16 protein-coding genes and 1 other annotated feature are annotated in these 19,215 nt (G+C 39.9%); of the genes, 6 read left to right on the top strand and 10 right to left on the bottom strand.

From position 1 onward, the window contains the following. Positions 1–11: 11 nt before the first annotated feature. Positions 12–752: a sulfite exporter TauE/SafE family protein gene (locus GPS65_RS04565; protein WP_012011407.1), complete on the bottom strand. Its 741-nt coding sequence runs from the start codon at positions 750–752 to the stop codon at positions 12–14. Positions 753–905: 153 nt separating this feature from the next. Here GPS65_RS04565 and ctpB point away from each other — a divergent pair, with 153 nt between their 5' ends. The 3 genes from ctpB to GPS65_RS04550 all read left to right on the top strand — a co-directional run bounded on the left by ctpB (position 906) and on the right by GPS65_RS04550 (position 4,307). Continuing rightward, positions 906–2,354, top strand: coding sequence for a carboxy-terminal processing protease CtpB (gene ctpB, locus GPS65_RS04560; protein WP_119125445.1), 1,449 nt, complete (start codon positions 906–908; stop codon positions 2,352–2,354). A 343-nt stretch (positions 2,355–2,697) separates the two neighbouring features. Then, a complete protein-coding gene (locus GPS65_RS04555) occupies positions 2,698–3,051 on the top strand; it encodes a swarming motility protein SwrAA (RefSeq protein WP_007500014.1) in 354 nt (117 codons plus the stop codon). 68 nt (positions 3,052–3,119) lie between these two features. Further along, positions 3,120–4,307, top strand: a complete 1,188-nt coding sequence (locus tag GPS65_RS04550) for a PDZ domain-containing protein (RefSeq protein WP_012011404.1) — start codon at positions 3,120–3,122, stop codon at positions 4,305–4,307. A gap of 9 nt (positions 4,308–4,316) precedes the next feature. Here the strand turns inward: GPS65_RS04550 and GPS65_RS04545 are convergent, their stop codons facing one another. Then, positions 4,317–4,682 (bottom strand): winged helix-turn-helix transcriptional regulator, encoded by a 366-nt coding sequence (locus tag GPS65_RS04545; RefSeq protein WP_003213136.1) that lies wholly within the window; start codon positions 4,680–4,682, stop codon positions 4,317–4,319. Between the two features lie 231 nt (positions 4,683–4,913). On the opposite strand from GPS65_RS04545, the gene GPS65_RS04540 reads away from it, so the two are divergent. Further along, positions 4,914–5,588 (top strand): NAD(P)H-dependent oxidoreductase, encoded by a 675-nt coding sequence (locus tag GPS65_RS04540; RefSeq protein ID WP_012011403.1) that lies wholly within the window; start codon positions 4,914–4,916, stop codon positions 5,586–5,588. 90 nt (positions 5,589–5,678) lie between these two features. Further along, positions 5,679–5,903 (top strand) — a binding site (T-box leader). A gap of 75 nt (positions 5,904–5,978) precedes the next feature. Continuing rightward, on the top strand, positions 5,979–7,328 hold the full coding sequence (locus GPS65_RS04535; RefSeq protein ID WP_012011401.1) for an amino acid permease: 1,350 nt from the start codon (positions 5,979–5,981) through the stop codon (positions 7,326–7,328). A gap of 46 nt (positions 7,329–7,374) precedes the next feature. Here the strand turns inward: GPS65_RS04535 and GPS65_RS04530 are convergent, their stop codons facing one another. From GPS65_RS04530 to GPS65_RS04495, 8 genes are all read right to left on the bottom strand, one after another. Then, positions 7,375–8,367: a glycosyltransferase family 2 protein gene (locus tag GPS65_RS04530; RefSeq protein ID WP_012011400.1), complete on the bottom strand. Its 993-nt coding sequence runs from the start codon at positions 8,365–8,367 to the stop codon at positions 7,375–7,377. Between the two features lie 30 nt (positions 8,368–8,397). Then, positions 8,398–10,491 carry an ArnT family glycosyltransferase gene (locus tag GPS65_RS04525; RefSeq protein ID WP_119125444.1) on the bottom strand — a complete coding sequence of 698 codons (2,094 nt, stop codon included), beginning with the start codon at positions 10,489–10,491 and terminating at the stop codon, positions 8,398–8,400. Between the two features lie 148 nt (positions 10,492–10,639). Continuing rightward, positions 10,640–12,058 carry a HAMP domain-containing sensor histidine kinase gene (locus tag GPS65_RS04520; RefSeq protein WP_088001092.1) on the bottom strand — a complete coding sequence of 473 codons (1,419 nt, stop codon included), beginning with the start codon at positions 12,056–12,058 and terminating at the stop codon, positions 10,640–10,642. Beyond that, positions 12,055–12,741, bottom strand: a complete 687-nt coding sequence (locus GPS65_RS04515; RefSeq protein WP_119125443.1) for a response regulator transcription factor — start codon at positions 12,739–12,741, stop codon at positions 12,055–12,057. The genes GPS65_RS04520 and GPS65_RS04515 overlap by 4 nt, the downstream gene beginning before the upstream one ends. Beyond that, positions 12,738–13,721, bottom strand: coding sequence for a YncE family protein (locus tag GPS65_RS04510; RefSeq protein WP_012011396.1), 984 nt, complete (start codon positions 13,719–13,721; stop codon positions 12,738–12,740). Before GPS65_RS04510 ends, GPS65_RS04515 begins: the two co-directional genes overlap by 4 nt. 276 nt (positions 13,722–13,997) lie before the next feature. Continuing rightward, on the bottom strand, positions 13,998–15,332 hold the full coding sequence (locus GPS65_RS04505; protein ID WP_119125442.1) for an MFS transporter: 1,335 nt from the start codon (positions 15,330–15,332) through the stop codon (positions 13,998–14,000). A 40-nt stretch (positions 15,333–15,372) separates the two neighbouring features. Further along, positions 15,373–15,945: a TetR/AcrR family transcriptional regulator gene (locus GPS65_RS04500; protein ID WP_119125441.1), complete on the bottom strand. Its 573-nt coding sequence runs from the start codon at positions 15,943–15,945 to the stop codon at positions 15,373–15,375. Between the two features lie 80 nt (positions 15,946–16,025). Next, positions 16,026–18,557, bottom strand: coding sequence for a PEP/pyruvate-binding domain-containing protein (locus GPS65_RS04495; protein WP_119125440.1), 2,532 nt, complete (start codon positions 18,555–18,557; stop codon positions 16,026–16,028). Between the two features lie 284 nt (positions 18,558–18,841). Between GPS65_RS04495 and GPS65_RS04490 the strand changes: the two genes are divergently transcribed. Continuing rightward, positions 18,842–19,087, top strand: coding sequence for a CsbA family protein (locus GPS65_RS04490; protein ID WP_012011392.1), 246 nt, complete (start codon positions 18,842–18,844; stop codon positions 19,085–19,087). Positions 19,088–19,215 lie beyond the last annotated feature (128 nt).

Raw genomic sequence — 19,215 nt, 5'->3', positions numbered from 1 at the left:
TCTAAATAACATTAAAATAACAGCAGTAAACCGGCAATAATAGGTGTTAACAGTACAGCCGATTTCAATAAGAGCTTCGGTGCAAGGCGTGTAAATTTTGCGCCAATATATGCGCCTAATACTGTTCCGATTAAAATTTGAATCAGCAAGATAAAATCAACATAGCCCTCTGTAATATATCCAATTCCACCACCGATGGAAATCGGAATAATGACAAGCATCGTTGTGCCAACTGCCTGTCGAATGGATAGTCTCAGTAAAATCAAAAGTCCTACTTGGATAAATGGTGCGGACCCGATACCAAACATACCTGACAGCAAACCGGATACAAGTCCTAAAATAATTCCCCTTACGAGCAGCTGACGTGAAGAAAGTGGTTGCTGCTCAGTTTCTTCCTTCAGAACAAATAATTTGATCATCATAAACACAGCGGATAAAAAGAGCATGCCAGCTGTTAAATAGTGCAGATTTCCTTCTGGAATAAAAGGAGCAATCTTAGCTCCTGCAAAGGAAGCCACGCAAGCCAAAGCTCCAACGATCAAACCAGATTTCAGCTGAATATTCCCTTCCCGGTAGTGACTGTATGCACCAGATAACGTCGTAAATGCCATTGCGGCTAAAGACGTCCCAAGTGCGGTATGGATAGGGATATCAAAAATTAACGTAAGCAAAGCAATGACAAAACCAGCTCCGCCTGCTCCTACAAAACCTAATAAAATTCCTAATAATAGCATCGTCAATATAATATACATAGCGAAGACTCCTTCTCGATCATAACAAAATAAAAATTACACCTAATAAAATAATTAGTCAAGCCTTCGCGGCAGAATGTCTTTACATGAAATCCCTTCTTCTGGCATATAATAACTCAGGTCATCAGGAAGAGTTGAAGAAGGAGGCCAAATATGAAAAAACAAATTGCATCTATTATGGCAAGTGTCGTTCTACTAATTAGTGCAGGGGTGATGACGCATAAAGAGGGAACTCATGCGGAGTCTCCGCAAGCAGCTGTTGCAGTGGCTGGACAAGCTCAATCAAGTGATAAGGCGAAAGAGAATGGGATGGAGAAAATCGAGAAAGCCTATGACCTTATTTCGAATGAATATGTAGAGGAAGTGGATCGCCAAAAGCTGCTGGAAGGCGCCATTCAAGGAATGCTTTCAACTTTAAATGATCCGTATTCAGTATACATGGACAAGCAAACCGCCAAGCAATTTTCTGATTCGCTTGATTCTTCTTTTGAGGGAATTGGGGCAGAAGTAGGGATGGATGAAGGAAAAATCATTATCGTCTCTGCCTTTAAAAAATCTCCTGCAGCAAAAGCAGGTCTAAAGCCGAAAGATGAAATCATCAGCATTGATGGTGAGTCGATGAAAGAAAAAAGCTTAAATGATGCTGTACTGAAAATTAGAGGGAAAAAAGGAACATCCGTCGCTCTGAAAATCAGACGAAATGGGATTGAAAAAGAGTTAACATTCCAAATCAAACGAGAAGAAATCCCACTTGAAACCGTGACTTCCTCTGTGAAAGAGGTAAATGGACATAAAACAGGCTATATCGCGATCTCAAGCTTTTCAGAAGATACTGCGAAGGATTTCACGTCAAGCCTGAAACAACTCGAGAAAAAGGGCATAGAAGGTCTTGTGCTTGATGTAAGAGGAAACCCTGGCGGCTATCTGCAAAGTGTAGAAGATATTTTGAAGCACTTTATTACAAAAGATCAACCTTATATTCAAATTGCAGAGCGGAACGGCGACAGGAAACGATATTTTTCAAAGCGGAAGGAACAGAAACCTTACCCAGTTAATGTCTTAATTGATAAAGGGAGTGCATCCGCTTCTGAAATACTAGCTGGTGCGATGAAAGAAGCCGGAAAATATGAAGTCGTCGGTGATGTCTCATTCGGGAAAGGCACTGTGCAGCAGGCGGTTCCAATGGGTGACGGCAGTAACATTAAATTAACGCTGTATAAATGGCTCACGCCAAAAGGAAATTGGATTCACAAAAAAGGTGTCGTACCAACGATTGCAATTCATCAGCCAGATTACTTTACTGTAGGACCGCTTCAACTGAAAGAACCTCTTCAGCTTGATATGAACAATGAAGAAGTGAGACAAGCACAGACGCTATTAAAGGGATTGTCATTCGACCCCGGCAGAGTAGACGGCTACTTTGATGAAGAAACGAAAAAGGCGGTATTAGCCTTCCAAAGCACATACAATCTCGATAAATCAGGTGTAATTGACCTGAAGACAGCGAAAATGATGAACAAAATGGTGGATGAAGTGAAATCCTATGAAAAAAATGATCTTCAACTGCAAACTGCACTAAAAGCACTATATCTTAAAAAATAAAGAGGCGAATAAATGCCTCTTTTTTTGGTTCATAAGTGTCACAAACATGTAATAGTTTCTTCTTAAAAATAAATTATATCGAGAAATATATTCATTTATTTTACAAAAAACATAACATTCCTTCGATTTTACCCGATAACATATTTATATAAGAGACTTTCTGTTGATTTAAACATGTCATGAAAATGAAACTTTTGAAAGTTGTATGTTACATAAATAATTCTTACAATATAAAGTAGCACTCATTTTAAATATTTTATTTTTTGCGGATATTCAGCTTGAGCATTGAGCTGTACCGAGGTTTGCGCTTTTCTTAAAAGAACTAGTAAATGGGGGTACACAATTGAAAAGGGCAAGTATTGTGAGAGAGAAAAAATATTACGAGTTGGTAGAGGAGCTTAAGAGTCGTACGAAAGATGTGACGTTTTCCGCTACAAAGGCATTAAGTCTGCTCATGCTGTTAAGCAGGTACTTGGTCAATTACACAACGGTAGAATCAGTCGACGAAATCGATGAAGACTGTGCTGAGATATACTTCAATTATTTAATGGATAATCATAAGAGACTTGGTATAAACTTAACCGACATCAAGAGATCGATGCAGCTGCTTGGCGGCATACTAGATGTAGATGTCAATCACTACTTAAAAGATTTTTCACTGTCGAATGTCACACTTTGGATGAATCAGGAGAAATAAACCTGGTGTCAAGCATCGATTTATTTGATAGAATAAGAGAAAATGCTTGACTTGGGCGGTGAACGATAATGAGCTCGGAGTGGATGGGAGCTGGATTAAAAGCGGTCGGTCTGTTTTTAATCCACCCTCTTTTTTATTTCATGATATTAATCAGCCTGTTACATGGCTACATCCGCGTAAAGCGGGAGAGAAAAGCGTTTCAAACGAGAATAGAAGATGTATACGATGAACTTAAATTTACATATTCAAAAGGATGGATTCTAGGAATTTGCCTATCGATTATTTCAGTAGGCTTAGGGATTGCCCTCCCGCCTGGATTCATCGTGATGATTGCAGCGATGACCATCGTTTTCTCTTTATTCTTTAAGGCGAGTGCGCTTTCGTCTGCATACACACTCGGTTTCAGTTTTATTGCGGCGCTTGGCCTGTTGTATTTCCAAGTGAGCCATTCATGGCTGCCGCAGCTCTCAATGATGAATGCATCAGCCGTTGTTATTTTGCTAGGTCTTTTATTAATGACCGAGGGGATTCTAGCCTATCGAACGGCACATTTACGAACATCGCCTGCAATGGTGATGAGTGCGAGAGGACTTTTGATTGGCCAGCAGCGGGCAAACCGCCTATGGCTTTTACCGCTTGTTTTGCTGATGCCGGCAGGTGAATTTACTTCTTCTCTGCCATGGTGGCCAGTGCTTCAAGTGCACGATCAAAGCTTTTCATTTATTTTGATTCCATACATTCTCGGTTTTGGGCAGCGGATTCAAGGATCACTGCCAATTGTTAGCATTCAAATTACAGCACGGCGTATTCTCATGCTTGGGCTCGTGGTTGCTTTACTAGGTGCTGCAAGTATTTGGTTTGAGCCGATTGCATGGGGAGCTGTATTCATAGCGATTGCCGGAAGAGCTTTCCTTTCATGGAAACAGAGAGTCAACGACAATGCGGCTCCATTCTACTTCTCTAAACGTAATCAAGGGCTAATGGTGCTCGGAATCATTCCGAATACACCTGCAGCTGATTTAAAGCTTGAGATCGGAGAAGTCATTACAAAGGTGAATGGAATAGAAGTCAAAACCGTTTCGGAATTTTACGAAGCCCTTCAAACCAATCGTGCTCTGACAAAGCTTGAGATCATTGGCTTGAATGGTCAGACAAGGTTTGAGAAACGCGCTTCTTACGAAGGGGAGCATCATCAGCTTGGCATCCTGTTTGTGAAGGATGATCCACAGCAAGAATCAACGGCGATTTCATCATAAAAAAAGCTGCTAGAGATGGCAGCTTTTTTCTTTTGGGCGCGCTTCTTTTCCATAGGATTCGCCCCATTCACGCATAGCGAAGATGATAGGTTTTAACGTATCTCCTAGAGAAGTGAGTGAATATTCAACACGAGGAGGGACCTCCTCATAGACTTCTCTGTGAACAACGCCATCTTGTTCTAGCTCACGCAATTGCAGCGTAAGAACACGCTGAGAAATTCTTGGTAGAAGTCGGCGTAATTCATTGTATCGTTTTGGACCGCAAGTCAAATGATAAAGGATCACTCCTTTCCATTTTCCTCCTATTACACTCGAGGTGGTTGAAACGGGACAGCCATGATTGACAATACTGACTGGATTGGATGGTGCACTCATCTTTTTACACTCCTTTCTAAGGCGAAATGGGTGATAAACGAACATGATTGTACCTAACGAACAAAAATGTGCGTACTTGAATCATGGGAAGCTTTTCTTTTACCATAGAGATATCACATCACACATTCGGGTTGTTTGTTTTCTTATCATAACTATTTCTATATGGGAATGGAAAGAAATTGGATTGGTGAAACTTCACACCCTAATCGTTCAGTAGAAAGGATGAATACCATGCGAGACAAAGAGCAATTAAAAAAAGAAATCATTGAGGCGTATGAATTCCGTCATGCGACAAAAGAGTTTGACCCAACGAAAAAGATTCCAGAAGATGATTTTGCGTTCATTTTAGAGACAGGAAGACTTTCCCCAAGCTCTGTCGGATTTGAGCCTTGGAAGTTCCTCGTCGTTCAAAATGAATCATTTAGAGAGAAATTAAAAGAATATACATGGGGTGCGCAAAAGCAGCTGCCAACTGCCAGCCATTTTGTGATCATTTTGGCAAGAACAGACGCCCGTTATGATTCACCATATGCAGAGTATATCAACAAGGAAATCAAGGGAATGACAGACGAAACGTTTGAGATGGTAAAAGGACGCTACAAACAATTCCAAGAGAATGATCTTCATTTGATGGAAACTGACCGTACGCTCTTCGATTGGGCTTCTAAACAAACGTATATTGCTCTCGGTAATATGATGACGGCCGCGGCACAAATTGGCATTGATTCTTGCCCTATTGAGGGATTCAGCTACGACGAAATTCATCGTATGCTTGAGGAGGAAGGATTACTCGAAGATGGTCAGTACGACATCTCTGTCATGGCTGCCTTTGGGTATCGCGTCATCGAGCCAAAGCGCGGCAAAACACGTCGTCCGATGGATGAAGTAGCCGTTTGGATTCGTTAATAGGAAATGTCTGAAAAAGGCTGTTGACAATTGCGTGGTTAGTCAGTATATTTAAAAAATAAAATCTTTGATAAATAGACAAATTGACTATAAAACGCTTTGACTTGAGAATAGTAAATGAATATCCGTTTTCTAAGAGAGCTGCGGGGTGGTGCAACGCAGTAAAACGAATCATTGAACTCGCTCAAGGAGCGGCAAGACTGAATAAATAGTAAGTCTTTACGTGTGACCTCCGTTATCGGGTTTCAAGTTGGATTCAGCTATGTCTGAGTCAATAAGAGTGGTAACGCGGTTGCAAGGTCAGTCGTCTCTTCAAGGAGATGACTGGCCTTTTTATATGCTTTTATCTTATTTTTGTCTGAAGATTCAAATTTAAAGGAGCTATAGAAAATGGAAAAGGAACATGTGCAGTTAAAACGAACAATGACGTCAAGGCATATCATGATGCTCGCACTTGGCGGTGCCATCGGTGCTGGTCTGTTTAAAGGAAGCAGTTCTGCCATTGATATCGCGGGTCCTGCTGTCATTTTGGCATATATGATTGGTGGTCTTATTTTATTATTTATTATGCAAGGACTTGCCGAGATGACAGTTGCACGACCTGGCGCTAGAACATTCCGTGATTTAATTGAACCTGTGTTAGGCAAATACCCCGCCTATTTCTTAGATTGGATCTATTGGAAAATGTGGGTGTTAAACATTGCAGCAGAAGCGATCGTGTCTGCCATCTTTATTCAGTACTGGTTCCCACAAGTACCAATTTGGACACTTGTGTTAATCATTTCACTTGTTGTGACATTGATCAATGTTTGTTCAGTCAAAATGTTTGCTGAGACAGAGTACTGGTTAGCCTCTATTAAAATTGCTGTCATTCTTTTATTTATTATCATTGGGTTAACGATGCTGTTTGTCTCATTCGGACAGCATGCAGCACCTGGATTATCCAACTTAACCGACCACGGAGGATTTTTCCCGAATGGAACGGGCGGCTTAATTGCGGCAATGCTAGTTGTTGTGTATTCATATGGCGGAACTGAAATGATTGGGGTGACATTAGCAGAAACGAAAAACCCTGAAAAAGTCATCCCAAAAGCCATTCAAAGTACATTTGTACGAATCATCGGTTTTTATGTACTTCCGTTCTTCATCATCGTCAGCTTAATTCCTTGGAATCAAGTAAACAATGAACAAGTGAGCCCATTCGTTACGGTGTTTGCAACGATTGGTGTGCCATATGCAAGTGATATTATGAACGGGATTATTTTATTAGCAATCTTGTCTTCTATGAACTCTGGTCTGTACGCTTCTTCAAGAGTACTATTTACACAGGCAATGGATGGCCGTGTATGGAAAGGATTCTCTAAACTGTCAAAACAACAAGTGCCTGTTCGAGCGATTCTTGTATGTACATCTACCTTGTATGCAGCTGTATTGATTTCTCTTTTTGTAGGTAGTCAAACGTTTAATTACTTGATGGGCTCTTTAAGTTACACAGTTCTATTCATCTGGTTTATCATTGCCGTTGGTCATTTGAAATCTCGAAGCGTCGCACAGCCAGGCGGATATCGCGTGAAGCTGTATCCTTTCACAACGTGGTTTTCCGTCATTGCGATCATGGCCATTTTTGTCGGCGTTGTATTAAATACACCAATTGTCCAAACGCTGGTCACAATGTGCATTTATTTAATCATTACACTTTCTTTCTTTATTAATAGAAAACGGTTTGAAACAGCCGTATAAGCTAAAAAGCGTGCAGGACCTTCTGAAGAGGTCTCGCGCGCTTTTTTTAATGCTGTTTATATTGCTTGAAATGTACAGGGGATTGAACTGGATGTGGCTTAGCCTGAAGGCCATAGCTATCTCTGACGATATAAAGCGGCCGGTCCTTGGCTTCATCGTAAATTCGGCCAATATACTCTCCGATCATGCCTAACATAAAGAGGATAATCCCGCTAAAGAATAGCTGAATGACAATTAATGAACTCCAGCCGGTGATGGTGCTGTTTGTAAAAAGTTTTAAATATAAAACTAGAAACATCGATATGAAGCCAATAGCTGAAAGTGCAATACCTGTCACGCTGGCTAGCTTTAAAGGTTTGTAAGAAAAAGATGTGATCCCATCCATTGAGAGCTTGAGCATCTTTTTGAGAGGGTACTTTGTTTCTCCTGCCAGCCGCTCATCCCGAACATATTCTACCGCAACCTGTTTGAAACCGACCCAGCTCACTAATCCGCGGACAAATGGGTTTTTCTCTCGTATTTTTCTCATTTCATGACATACTTTACGATCCATCAGTCTAAAGTCGCCGGTGTCAATAGGAATATCTACTTCGGTGATTTGACGTAACACTCGGTAGAAAAGGGAAGCGGTGTACTTTTTGAAAACTGTTTCGCCTTTTCGCTTGGAACGGACTGCGTATACGACCTCATAGCCCTCCTTCCATTTTTCAATCATGTCTAAAATTAATTCAGGTGGATCTTGTAAATCCGCATCAATCACTACGACAGCTTCTCCCTTTGCATAATCCATTCCCGCTGTAATGGCAATTTGATGTCCAAAGTTACGAGAAAAATCAATAAGTCTCACATTCGAATCGGTCTGGCAGTACCCTTTAATCAGTTCAGCTGTACGATCCATACTGCCGTCATTGACGAAGAGAAGCTCATATGCTTCTCCCGTTGAATCCATGACGGTCTTAAGGCGCTGATACGATTCATGAATCACAAGCTCTTCATTATACACTGGGACTACAATAGAATATTGTATGTTCTTTTCCATCAATCATCGTTCCTCCCTTTAATAGATGAATTAATCAACGGATAGTTTATAAAGAGTGCCGCTCTCCATTCCGCCCATTCGTCCATTAGACTGATTATTTTGTTCTGATTGTTGGCTGTCTGAGCTGTCTGTTTGCTGATTCGTTTTGGATGTAGAGCTGTTCTGCCAGTTAGAAGTAGCTACTTCTTTTCCATTTTTTTGAATCCAAGTGAGAATGTCAGAGCTACCGCCTCTCATACCAGAAAGATAGAAGTATTTGATTTTACCGTCTTTGACGAACTGCTTGAATTCACTAAGTGTGAGAATGTTATCAGATCCACTAAATCCACCTAATGCCATAACAGCTTTTCCTGTTTTAATAATGTAAGGCGAAGCAGTGGTTGCATCTGTTGTTCCGAATAGGAATTCTTCTCCCGTATTGTTTTTTTCAAGATAGCTGATCAGCTTTTCATTGACTTGTGAACTCATGCTGCCACTTGAAGTTGCAAGCTGAGGACCAGTCTCTGGAAGCATACTGTTTCCTCCATAAAGAAGAGGTGTGCTTGCCCAGTATAGTGGTGCAATCATCATGCCAAGGATGGCGATGAGAGACACGAATTGTTTTAGTTTTTCTTTTCCTTTTATCAAAAGTAGAGAAAGGATCGTTCCAATACCAATGATACCGACTGCAACGCTTAGTCCAAGACCGATCGTGCTTGTAAATGTGGATAGGATAAGGATTTCAAATGCGGTTGTGACGAATATCGCAATAGGAAGCAGCCATTTTTTAAAGCCAGTTCCTGTTTGGAACAATTGAGTCATAGAAACCCAGCCGGCTCCTGCTAATACAGCAATTGGCGGTGCCAGCATGATTAAATAATAGTGATGAAAAAATCCTGCTATACTGAAAAATGCAGCAACGGGTATAAGCCAAGCTAACCAAAATAGTGTTTCTTTTTGTTTTGTATTGAGACGTCTTCTTTCAAAGACTGTCGAGAAGAAGATACCAATCGCACCGAAGAGCGCAAATGGAAGCAGCCAACTGATTTGATCGGACAATTCAGATTGGAACAGACGTAATGGCCCTTTTGTTCCTGTTCCAAACATGCCAGAACCACTTCCCATCTTTCCGCCCCCGCCATTTGGAGGTCCATCACTATTACCGCCTGCACTGCGTGGTGGTCCTTGCATTGAAGTCTGTTGCTGGTTGAATGATTGGTTTGAATTGTCTGAGTTGTTTTGATTACCACTGGATGGCGGCTGAGTCATGTTGGATGATTCATTGTCATTTTGCTGATCACCCTGCTGTGAAGGTGGCTGCCCCTCCCCCTGATTTGTACCGCCTCTCCCGCCAGACTGTTGTCCAGTTAACCGCTGAAGACCGTTGTAACCAAAGGCTAATTCTAGTGCTGAGTTCGATTGACTTGATCCCATATAAGGACGATTATCTTTGGATGTGAGATCAACCGCTATAGACCAAGAAGCAGATACACTTAAAAGAACAATCATTGAGATCAATAGTGATAACAACTTTTTCTTCCATGTCGTTCGGAAGGCGATGATGTAAAACAAGACGAGAGCCGGTACAATCATATACGCTTGAAGCATTTTTGTATTAAAACCGATACCGATCATTGCAAAAGAAGCAATTGCCCAAAGTACCTTCTGCTGTTTTACAGCCTTGAACATCATGGCTGTTGCGAGTAAAAGAATAAAAACGAGTAAGCTGTCAATGTTATTTGTACGAGATACAGCAACTGCGATTGGTGTGCACGCCATAATGAGTGCTGACAGTCTTGCAGCAGCCTGCCCAAATGTAGGTTTGACTAGGCGATAGATTAAATAAACTGATCCAATGCCAGCTAAAGCTTGGGGTAAGATCACACTCCAGCCATGCAGTCCGAAAATTTTGGCACTGATCGTTTGCAGCCAGAAGGCGAGCGGTGGTTTATCCACCGTGACATAACCTGAGGGATCGAACGAAGTAAAGAAGAAATTATGCCAGCTTTGCATCATACTTGTGACCGCTGCGGTATAATAAGCGTTCACTGTATCGTTGTTCCAAATGTTATAAATGTTTAAAATGGCAGATAAAATTAATATGAAAAATAAATAAAGATCAAATTTTTGAAAGCGTCTAATCAAAAGTTTGTCACTCCTTTTTCTTAACTTGAAAAAAGTGTAACAAGCAAATATGAATAAATTATGAATAAAAAAAGGCCAATTTTTTATTTTTCTGTTGAATAAAAACAGCTCTAGAAAAGAGCTGTTTTGTTTAAGGTGTCATGTTATTTTACGAGGGGGCAGGCGGAATTTCAGTGCTCTCTGCACTTGGTAATTGTATAATAGCGGTCGTACCTATGCCTTGTTCAGATTGAAGAACGAACGTGCCACGATGTTTTTTAATAATTTGATACACAATGGCTAGTCCAAGACCAGAGCCGCCATCTTTTCTTGTGCGCGCTTTATTCACTCGATAAAAACGCTCAGAAACATGAGGGAGTTCTGCTTTTGGAATTCCGCTACCTTCATCTGTAATAGTTAATTCAGCAATGTTTTGGTGAATGAATAATTCAATCGAAATCGACTTTCCTGATGGCGTGTAATGGATGGCATTGTCCAATAAATTACGAACGACTTGTTCAAGTCGATCGCTGTCACCATAAATAATACAATCCTCTTCGAGTGCTCGGTTGAACGAGATTCCCTTTTGACTAGCAATGAATTTCATTTGATCAAGAACATCATGAATAAGCTGTGCAAAGACGAGAGGCTCCATCGTTAGTGGGTAAGATTCTCCCTCTAACTGCGCGAGATCCAGAAGGTCATGTACGAGCCTGCTTAATCGTGTGGATTCGTTTTGAATAATCTGCATGCCTTTTTTTTGATCAATAATGCCCTCTTCAATACCTTCAGCATATCCTTTCATATAACTTAGGGGAGTTCGAAGTTCGTGGGAGACATTCGCAAGAAATTCCCTGCGGTGCTGCTCAACTTTTTCAAGGGTAGAAGACAGTTTGTTAAAAGAGCGGCTCAGCTGGTTTAACTCATCACCGTTTTTGGTCACAGCCATCCGTTTTGAAAAATCACCAGACTCCATTTCCAACGCAATTTCTTTCATTTGATTAATTGTCCGCACGACTTGATTGGAGCTTTTATATCCGATAAAGAAAATCAGGAGCAGGATTAATAAAATAGATATGCCAAGTGTCAATCTGATTTGGACAAAAGGTTCATATACATCCGATAAGGGCATGGATAGAAAAATTGTCCCCGATAGCTCATCTTTGCTTGAGAAAACAGGGATGGCGATGCCAAGAATATCTTGATGAAACTGTGAGTGTTCTCTAATCAACACGACGGTTTCCCCTTGAAGGAGCTTTTGGCGTTCTTTGAATGTGATGAGATTATCATTTGTGTTCGTATCAAAAGGAAGCCCACTTGAAAGCTCCATTGGATCATCTGTAAAAATAATGTTCGCCTGACTCGAATCGTTAGACCATTTTATTCTATCGGTAAAATACGTATCCTTCCCGTGTTGATGATAGATTTGTGCCAGCTTTTTACCTTGTAAACTTAAGGAATCAATTTGCTTATCAACATATAAGTGCTGGTATAAGTAATAGGTGAGGGCAAGAGCTGAGGCAGCAACAATTCCGGTCACTACAAGGATTAAGAAGAGCACTTTCTTTTTAATCGATAAAGGCTTCATTCTTCCTCCTCAAACTTATAACCGACACCCCAAACGGTTTTAATATGCCGTTCTGCTCCCTTTAATTTCAGTCTTAGCGTTTTGATATGTGTATCGACTGTTCGTAAAGAGCCGCTCGTAGAATGTGATTCCCATAATTTTTGATAGAGCTGTTCTCGTGAAAACACTTGGCCTTGATTGAGTAAAAGAAACATGAGTAAATCAAATTCTCTTCTAGTTAAATTAACGGGCTCCTGTAGGATATAAACTTGTCTACCATCCTGATCGATCTCCATGTCACCAAACTGTATGCGGCTGCGCTTTAGCGAAAGACCCCTAATTCGTCTCAAAGTTGTTTCAATTCTTGCTGCAAGCTCACGTAGACTGAAAGGCTTCATGATGTAGTCATCCGCACCAATTTCTAGGCCCCTAATTCGATCCTCTTCATAACTTCTAGCTGTTAAGAATAAGATAGGAATTTGAGAAGTTTGCCGAATACGCTGGCAGACTTCAAATCCATCCATATCAGGCATCATGATATCAAGTACAACAAGATCAACGGGTTCCTTTTCAAGCTGACGTAAGGCCTCCATTCCATTATTAGCTGTGATAATGTGAAAGCCTTGTCTTCTTAAGAAGGATCCGATTAGCTCAAGCATATCGAACTCATCGTCTACGATTAATATATGCATTTGTTCTTTCATTTCTTTTCCTCCAACACGATAGCATAGGGTCCTGATGGGACATTCAGTCGATTTTTCATCATGAATGTATGTTTATCGATAATTGATACTGAATTGTCATCTAAGTTACTCACATATATTGATGTGGTATCAGCGTTAATATAATTAGGATTTTGACCAGTCTCAACAGAAGCAAGCTGCTTATTCTTTTCTGTATCTACTTTGTATAGCGTATGATCTCCATGACAAAGTACATATAAAGTAGAAGAATTTTTCTCTGAGAAGAAGGCAACAGGCATAACACCTAGTTTCATTTCTCTTTGCTTTTTACCCGTTTTAGGGTCGTAAGCAAAAATGCTTTTATTTAAGGTGCCTGGCTTTCCGTGACCACCAATCCAAATGGACTGTCCATCAAAATGAATACCAGATGGTCGTTCAAGCACAGAGAACGTACGTATAAGTTTTTCCTTCTCAATATCTATAACAGAGACAGTATGGCTTTCTGCATTTAATACGAATAAAGTACCTGCCGGAGAAAGTGTCATAGAAGAAGGTAACTTTCCAGTCTTCACAGTTGCTTTTATGTTTTTACGCTGCGTATCAATAAAATAAACGACATTTTTCTGTGAATCCGCTGCAATTAAGGTGTGAGAAACTGCATCATATGTAAGGGAAGTCAGTCCTTTACTCACATCCATATAATCTGTTGCTGTACCTTTTTTTAAATTAATTTCGATAAGCGATTCTCCTTCTTTACTAGTTGCGATGATGACGTCTTTGTTGATTTGGATAAGATCAGTGAGCGGATGTTTTAAATCAACGGAAGAGATCACTTTATTCTTTTGTAAATCAACGATTGAAAAGGAGGCTTTTTTTAATTGAGAGATGACCGCGATCGATTGAGAGTTTCCAGGTGGAGTAAACTGCTGGTCTTTTCCACAGCCTGACAGGAATAACAATAGAGCTGATAAATAGATCAAAACATATTTTAGACGTGCCATTCTTCCGCTCCTTTGAGTCCTCTATTTTCAAAAAGCATACCACAAAAATTGTGAAAAAAAATCGAAGTTATCAATGCTGAAAGAGATGAAAAACAGAATGTAGGTGGATGAATGAGGATAATTCGATTTAAAGTTTCTTGTTTATCTAGTCAGATGGCTTTTTTTCATCTTTAAAAAAGGATTTTCAATATTTGATTCCTTTGCCAATTATAGCTTACAGTGAGAAAAATAATGAAAACTCCCCCGCTCTAAATCGGCATAGAGCGCAGGGAGTCATTAGGCGGAATGCCCAGATGATGGGGAGGTAGATTTCGTTTTGACGCGTTGGGATAAAAGGAAGCCAAGGATTCCTGCACACATTAATACAATAAATAAAGATTGGAAACCACTCATGATACCAATCAATGTCGACGAAATGATACTGCCAAAATATCGAAAGGTTGAGAAAATACCAGAGGCCGAACCAGATAAACTTTGATCAACAGCTGTTAATGAAGCCATCTGCATACTTGTCATACCAATCCCTGATGAAATTCCCCCCGCGACTAGTGTCACCATAAGCAGTGGTAATGTTGGATACTGACTCAGTGTAATTAACATGATGCCTGATAAAGTGAGGCAGAGAAATGAAAAGCGAATCATTTTTTTCGCGCCTTTTTTTGGATGGAGTCTTGCGCCTAATAAACCGCTAAGAGACATACAAAGAGAAAATACCGATAGAATCATACCACTTTGTGTATGAGAAAGGGCCAGTTGTTGTTCCATAAACAGCGGCATAATGAGGAGGATGGCATACATCACAAAATTACTTAGCATGATCGATAGATTCGCATTTGTAAATGAACTGTTTTTAAATAGGGACAAATCGATGATCGGATTCTTTACTTTCCGTACATGTCTAAAAAATAAAGGAATGACAATCAATGCTAGAATGCCATAAATGAAATATTCATTTAATAGCTGGCTTTTTGAGCATAGAATGACTGTGGCAATTCCGATGGTTAAATACAATGAACCAATCATATCTACTCTTGCGTGTATACGTGTATGCTTTACCTTTGGAATAAGTAAAACACCGGTGACTAGTGTAAGAAATAGGAATGGGATATTCACTAAGAATATAGAATGCCAATCAAAACTCTGAATGAGAATCGATCCAATAAAAGGCCCAAGAGCGGCACCAATACCAGCACCAAATCCAAAGTAACCCATTGTTTTAGACAGTTTTTCGGGTGAGACTGTTGCACGAATCAAAGCGATACTATTCGGTGTTAAAATAGCCCCGCCAGCTGCTTGAATGGAGCGAAAGATGATGAGAAATGCTAGATTAGGTGCTAAAGCACAGCCAATCGAGCCGATTAAAAAGAGTGTCACTCCGGTTAAATACATGCGGCGGTGTCCGTATATATCTCCTAACTTACCAGCGATAGGCTGGGTGACCGCCATGACAATAAGATAAATGGTGACAACCCAAGTAATGTTTGAAATGGATTGATCATAATATGTTGATATGGATGATAGAGCGACTGCGATCATCGTTGAGTTGACCGGAACTAGTATAGCTCCAAGTAACAAAGAATAGATGATCAAGCTCTCTTTTTGTAACCTCAATGTGTATACCACCTTTTGTGAAAAAGAAGAATTCCACCCTTTAAGCGGGAGAAATTCCTCTCATGAAAATGTGTGTGTATGTCTCAATAAAATCCTCTTTTTGTGTTAATACGAGCTGGAAGTCTTGCTCAAGCTGCTGAGTAAAAAAACCAAAATACGTACTAATGAAAATGTCTGCATAAATGTCTTCTTTTCCTTTTAAGACATGCTGTTGAACGCTCATCTTTTTGAAGTATTGTATCAGCATTTCCCTTAGTTCTTGAGGATAAATTTTTTCATGACTAGTCAGATCTTTAAACATTGCCGGTTCTCGCATGCTGATATAAATAAATTCTTTTTTTGAAGTTAAATGTTCAAGGATATAGGAACCGAGAAACTTTAAATCGGTGTACAAATCCCCTTTGAATTCTGCTTCTAAGGTTTTTGTTGGCGTTGATTTCATTTTCATAATGGCAGCAATCACGCCGCGTTTGTTTTTAAAGTTGCGGAAAATAGTTGCTTCACTGACATTCGCTTTTTTAGCTATTTCTTTTGTTGTGGTTTTTTGATAGCCCTTTTCAGTCAATAAATCCATTGTTGCGCGAATGATTCGTTGATTTGTAGATTTTAACAAGCATACTCACCTCAGGTTATGAATGTGTTTGCAACAAAGTAAGTATACCGATAAAACCTATGACCGCCAATATGATCTAGTTAGACACGTGCATGCTGTTTTAATATCTGAATACGTCCATTGCTTCCATCTACTGTCACAAGGTCACCGGATTGAAGTGTTTCTGTTGCTATTCGGGTTCCTAGGACAGCTGGCATCATATACTCTCTTGCGATAATAGCTGAATGAGATAAAATGCCTCCAGCATCGGTTACGACTGCTTTTGCATCTCTAAATAAGCTTGTCCATAAAGGGGTGGTTGTTTTGCAAACTAAAATATCATCCTTTTGAAATTGTGAGAATTCCTCAGCACATGTAATGACTTTTACTCTTCCAGAAACAATACCGCTAGATGCGCCAATTCCATAGATCATATCGCTTGTGTTGTTTTCATTTTCTCTTAATGAACCGAGCGTTCTTTCTGCTTGCTGCAATTCAGCTTCAGTGGGGGTGCCCATATAAGCTGGTGGTTGGATGGCTTCATTCTCTTTCATGTCAATTTTTCTTTGTGCGATGACTGTATCAAATGATGTAGACGTTGTGAGCGCTGTGTGTACCTCCTCATCGTAGAGATACCATAGATCTTCTTGATGAGGAAGCGTTCCTTTTTGTACAAGAAGTTCGCCAATCTTTAATAGATATACTCTGGCTTTAGCATCTAACATGGCATCAATGTAAAAGTGATGATCATCACGGATATTAGCAGCCTGTAGAGCAAATTGGTAAAGTGTCTCAAATTTCGTTTTAAATGCTTCATCCTTCACTTGGCTCATAAAATGTTCATATGTCTCTTGTCTTTTGATGACGGCTTGTGCAAATTCTTCATCAAAATCACTTTGGTGTTGAATGTTGTTTCTGATGATATCTAGGATAAACTCAGGGTTTTCCACCCATGTCTTTTCCGTAAGGTCATGACTTTTCACAGATCGCCAACCATAAACTTGAAGAAATTCCTCTAATGTCGAAATGAAGTGTCTGCCTTTTTCCGATTGAGTGAGTGCATCAAGCAGCTCTGAATTCTTTTCATTGTTTATAAATGCTTGATAAAGTTCTTTATCTTGAAGGACACTCTTTGCAAAATCAGATAGCTTCTTATCTGTTTCAAGTGATTTATTCATCACGCCTATCATCATCTCATGCAGTAGGATCACTTGTGATTGATCACCAGTATACGTCACAAGCATATCTTCAATCATAGCTGATAAAATGACTTGAGGGATGACAATATCAAAATGATCATCATATGCTTGTATATAAAAAGCTTTTAATTCTTCGAAGCCGATGATGGCTTCTTCAATGGTCATCGGTTCCTTTATTTTGAGATCCAGCTTTTCGTAAAAAGGCAAGAAATTTTTCTCTAAAATTTCATACATACGTTCACTTAGATGCGGAAATAACTCAAATAAGCTTTCATCAAAAACTGGTGCGGCTTCTGCACTCGCTTCAGGCAGTGACGGTGATGAATACAGATGTCCTCTATAGAGCTTAATATCTTTAATATTCAGATCAGGCACTTGATATTTTTCACCATTTTTCTTCATACCGCTTTTTAATGCTGGGATGATCAGACTTGAAAAGAGAGGACTTGTTGGACCCGGCATATGATCGTCCATTGAGATCCAGAAATCCTGCAGCTCGTCTGGCTGCATTTGAAAAGAAGCCCCTACTGTTTCATCTGCTGCTTTTGAGAGAGCTGCGGTAATCGGTCTGGCTTGAAGTAAATAAAATGTGCCATTTGCTATCCCAAATTCGATATCGACGCTATGACCATAAAGTGCTTCTACTTGTTTGGTGATGTGCGTGATTTCTACTAGTTGGTCATCATTCAGGCAAAACTGACCAGCCATTTCCTCCGTCACTGCTTGTTCAATGACACCTTCTTGATAAGGAATAATTTGCAGCTCTTTCGTTCCAAGTGATTTTTCAATAGAAAGTGTCTCTTTGTCTATAACAAATGTGTCTGGTGTCACAAGCCCGGAAACGATTGCTTCTCCTAGTCCGTAGCTTGCTGTCAGCATCATTTCATTTGTTTTTCCTGTTATGGGATTCTCACTAAAGATGACACCGGAGACATCAGAATGGATCAATCCTTGAACGACAACAGCCATGAGCGGCATCTCTTCCTCGTTTTCATCCATCTCTTCCTTATACTCTGTTACTCTCACTCCAAAGTAAGAAGACCAACATTCTTTGACAGCCTGTAAGAATTCTTCATCTGTTTTGATATTTAAATAGGTCTCGTACTGTCCTGCAAATGAGGCGCCTTCGAGATCTTCTGCAACAGAAGAGGATCTGACTGCAACTGAGGGATAAGTTTTCCGTAATGATTGAAAGGACGAAAGAAGTTCTGCTTCCATTTGAGAAGGAAACGATGCTTCTTTGATTTTGTCAGCAAGGTTTTGTTCAGTTGGATGCAGGTTGTGATATGAAAGAAAGCTTGAAAAGCTGTTGGTTTTGATAATAAATCCATCTGGGACTGGCAGGCCGTGATTGTTTAATTTGATTAAATTCAGGCCTTTTGCCCCTGCGAGTGATGCGGATTCTTCAGCCGCATGAAATAAAACTGAATACATGGGAATGCCCCCTTATCCAAATAGCCAATGGTTTGTCTATCTCTCTATTGTTTCTAAAATGATAGTGCGCACTATCATTTTAATCATAGAATTTATTGGATGTGACTGTCAAAGACGGAAAGACCTATCTTTACAAAGGGGACATTCTCACTAATTTCCTACTATATCTAAAACAAAAGTCTCCGAACAGAAAGAAAAATAGGGGAAATTGAAAACTGTGAATTGTTCAATATGCCAAACTTTACTATAATCAAGGGAGTAGATCATGAAGAGGGAGGGTTTTTGTGATTACAAAAGCCATATTTGCACTTGTTTTTCCTTTCCTGCTCGTTATTTTATTTTCAAAGGTGACTTATAATCATTATGTGGGCATTGCATTAACAGCAGCGCTTTTATTTGCCTCGTATATGAAGGGCTATACAGAAACCTACTTTATTGTAGGATTAGATATCATTTCTTTAGTAGCTGGTGCATTATATATGGCTAAAAAAGAAATTGAAAAGAGAGAAAAGGCTGAAAAACATCATTGATGTGATTATCAAGAGCGTGTGAGGCCGAAAGGTGACGTTTTTAAGCTGTGCTTACGAATTTTAGTGAGTGCAGCTTTCTTTTTGTTCTCTTTTTCTGCTCATCGCATATCTCTCACCAAAATGTTCCA

The organism is Bacillus pumilus, assembly GCF_009937765.1.
GTDB classification, from domain to species: Bacteria; Bacillota; Bacilli; order Bacillales; family Bacillaceae; genus Bacillus; species Bacillus pumilus_O.
This window is presented reverse-complemented; position numbering and strand designations above follow the sequence as displayed.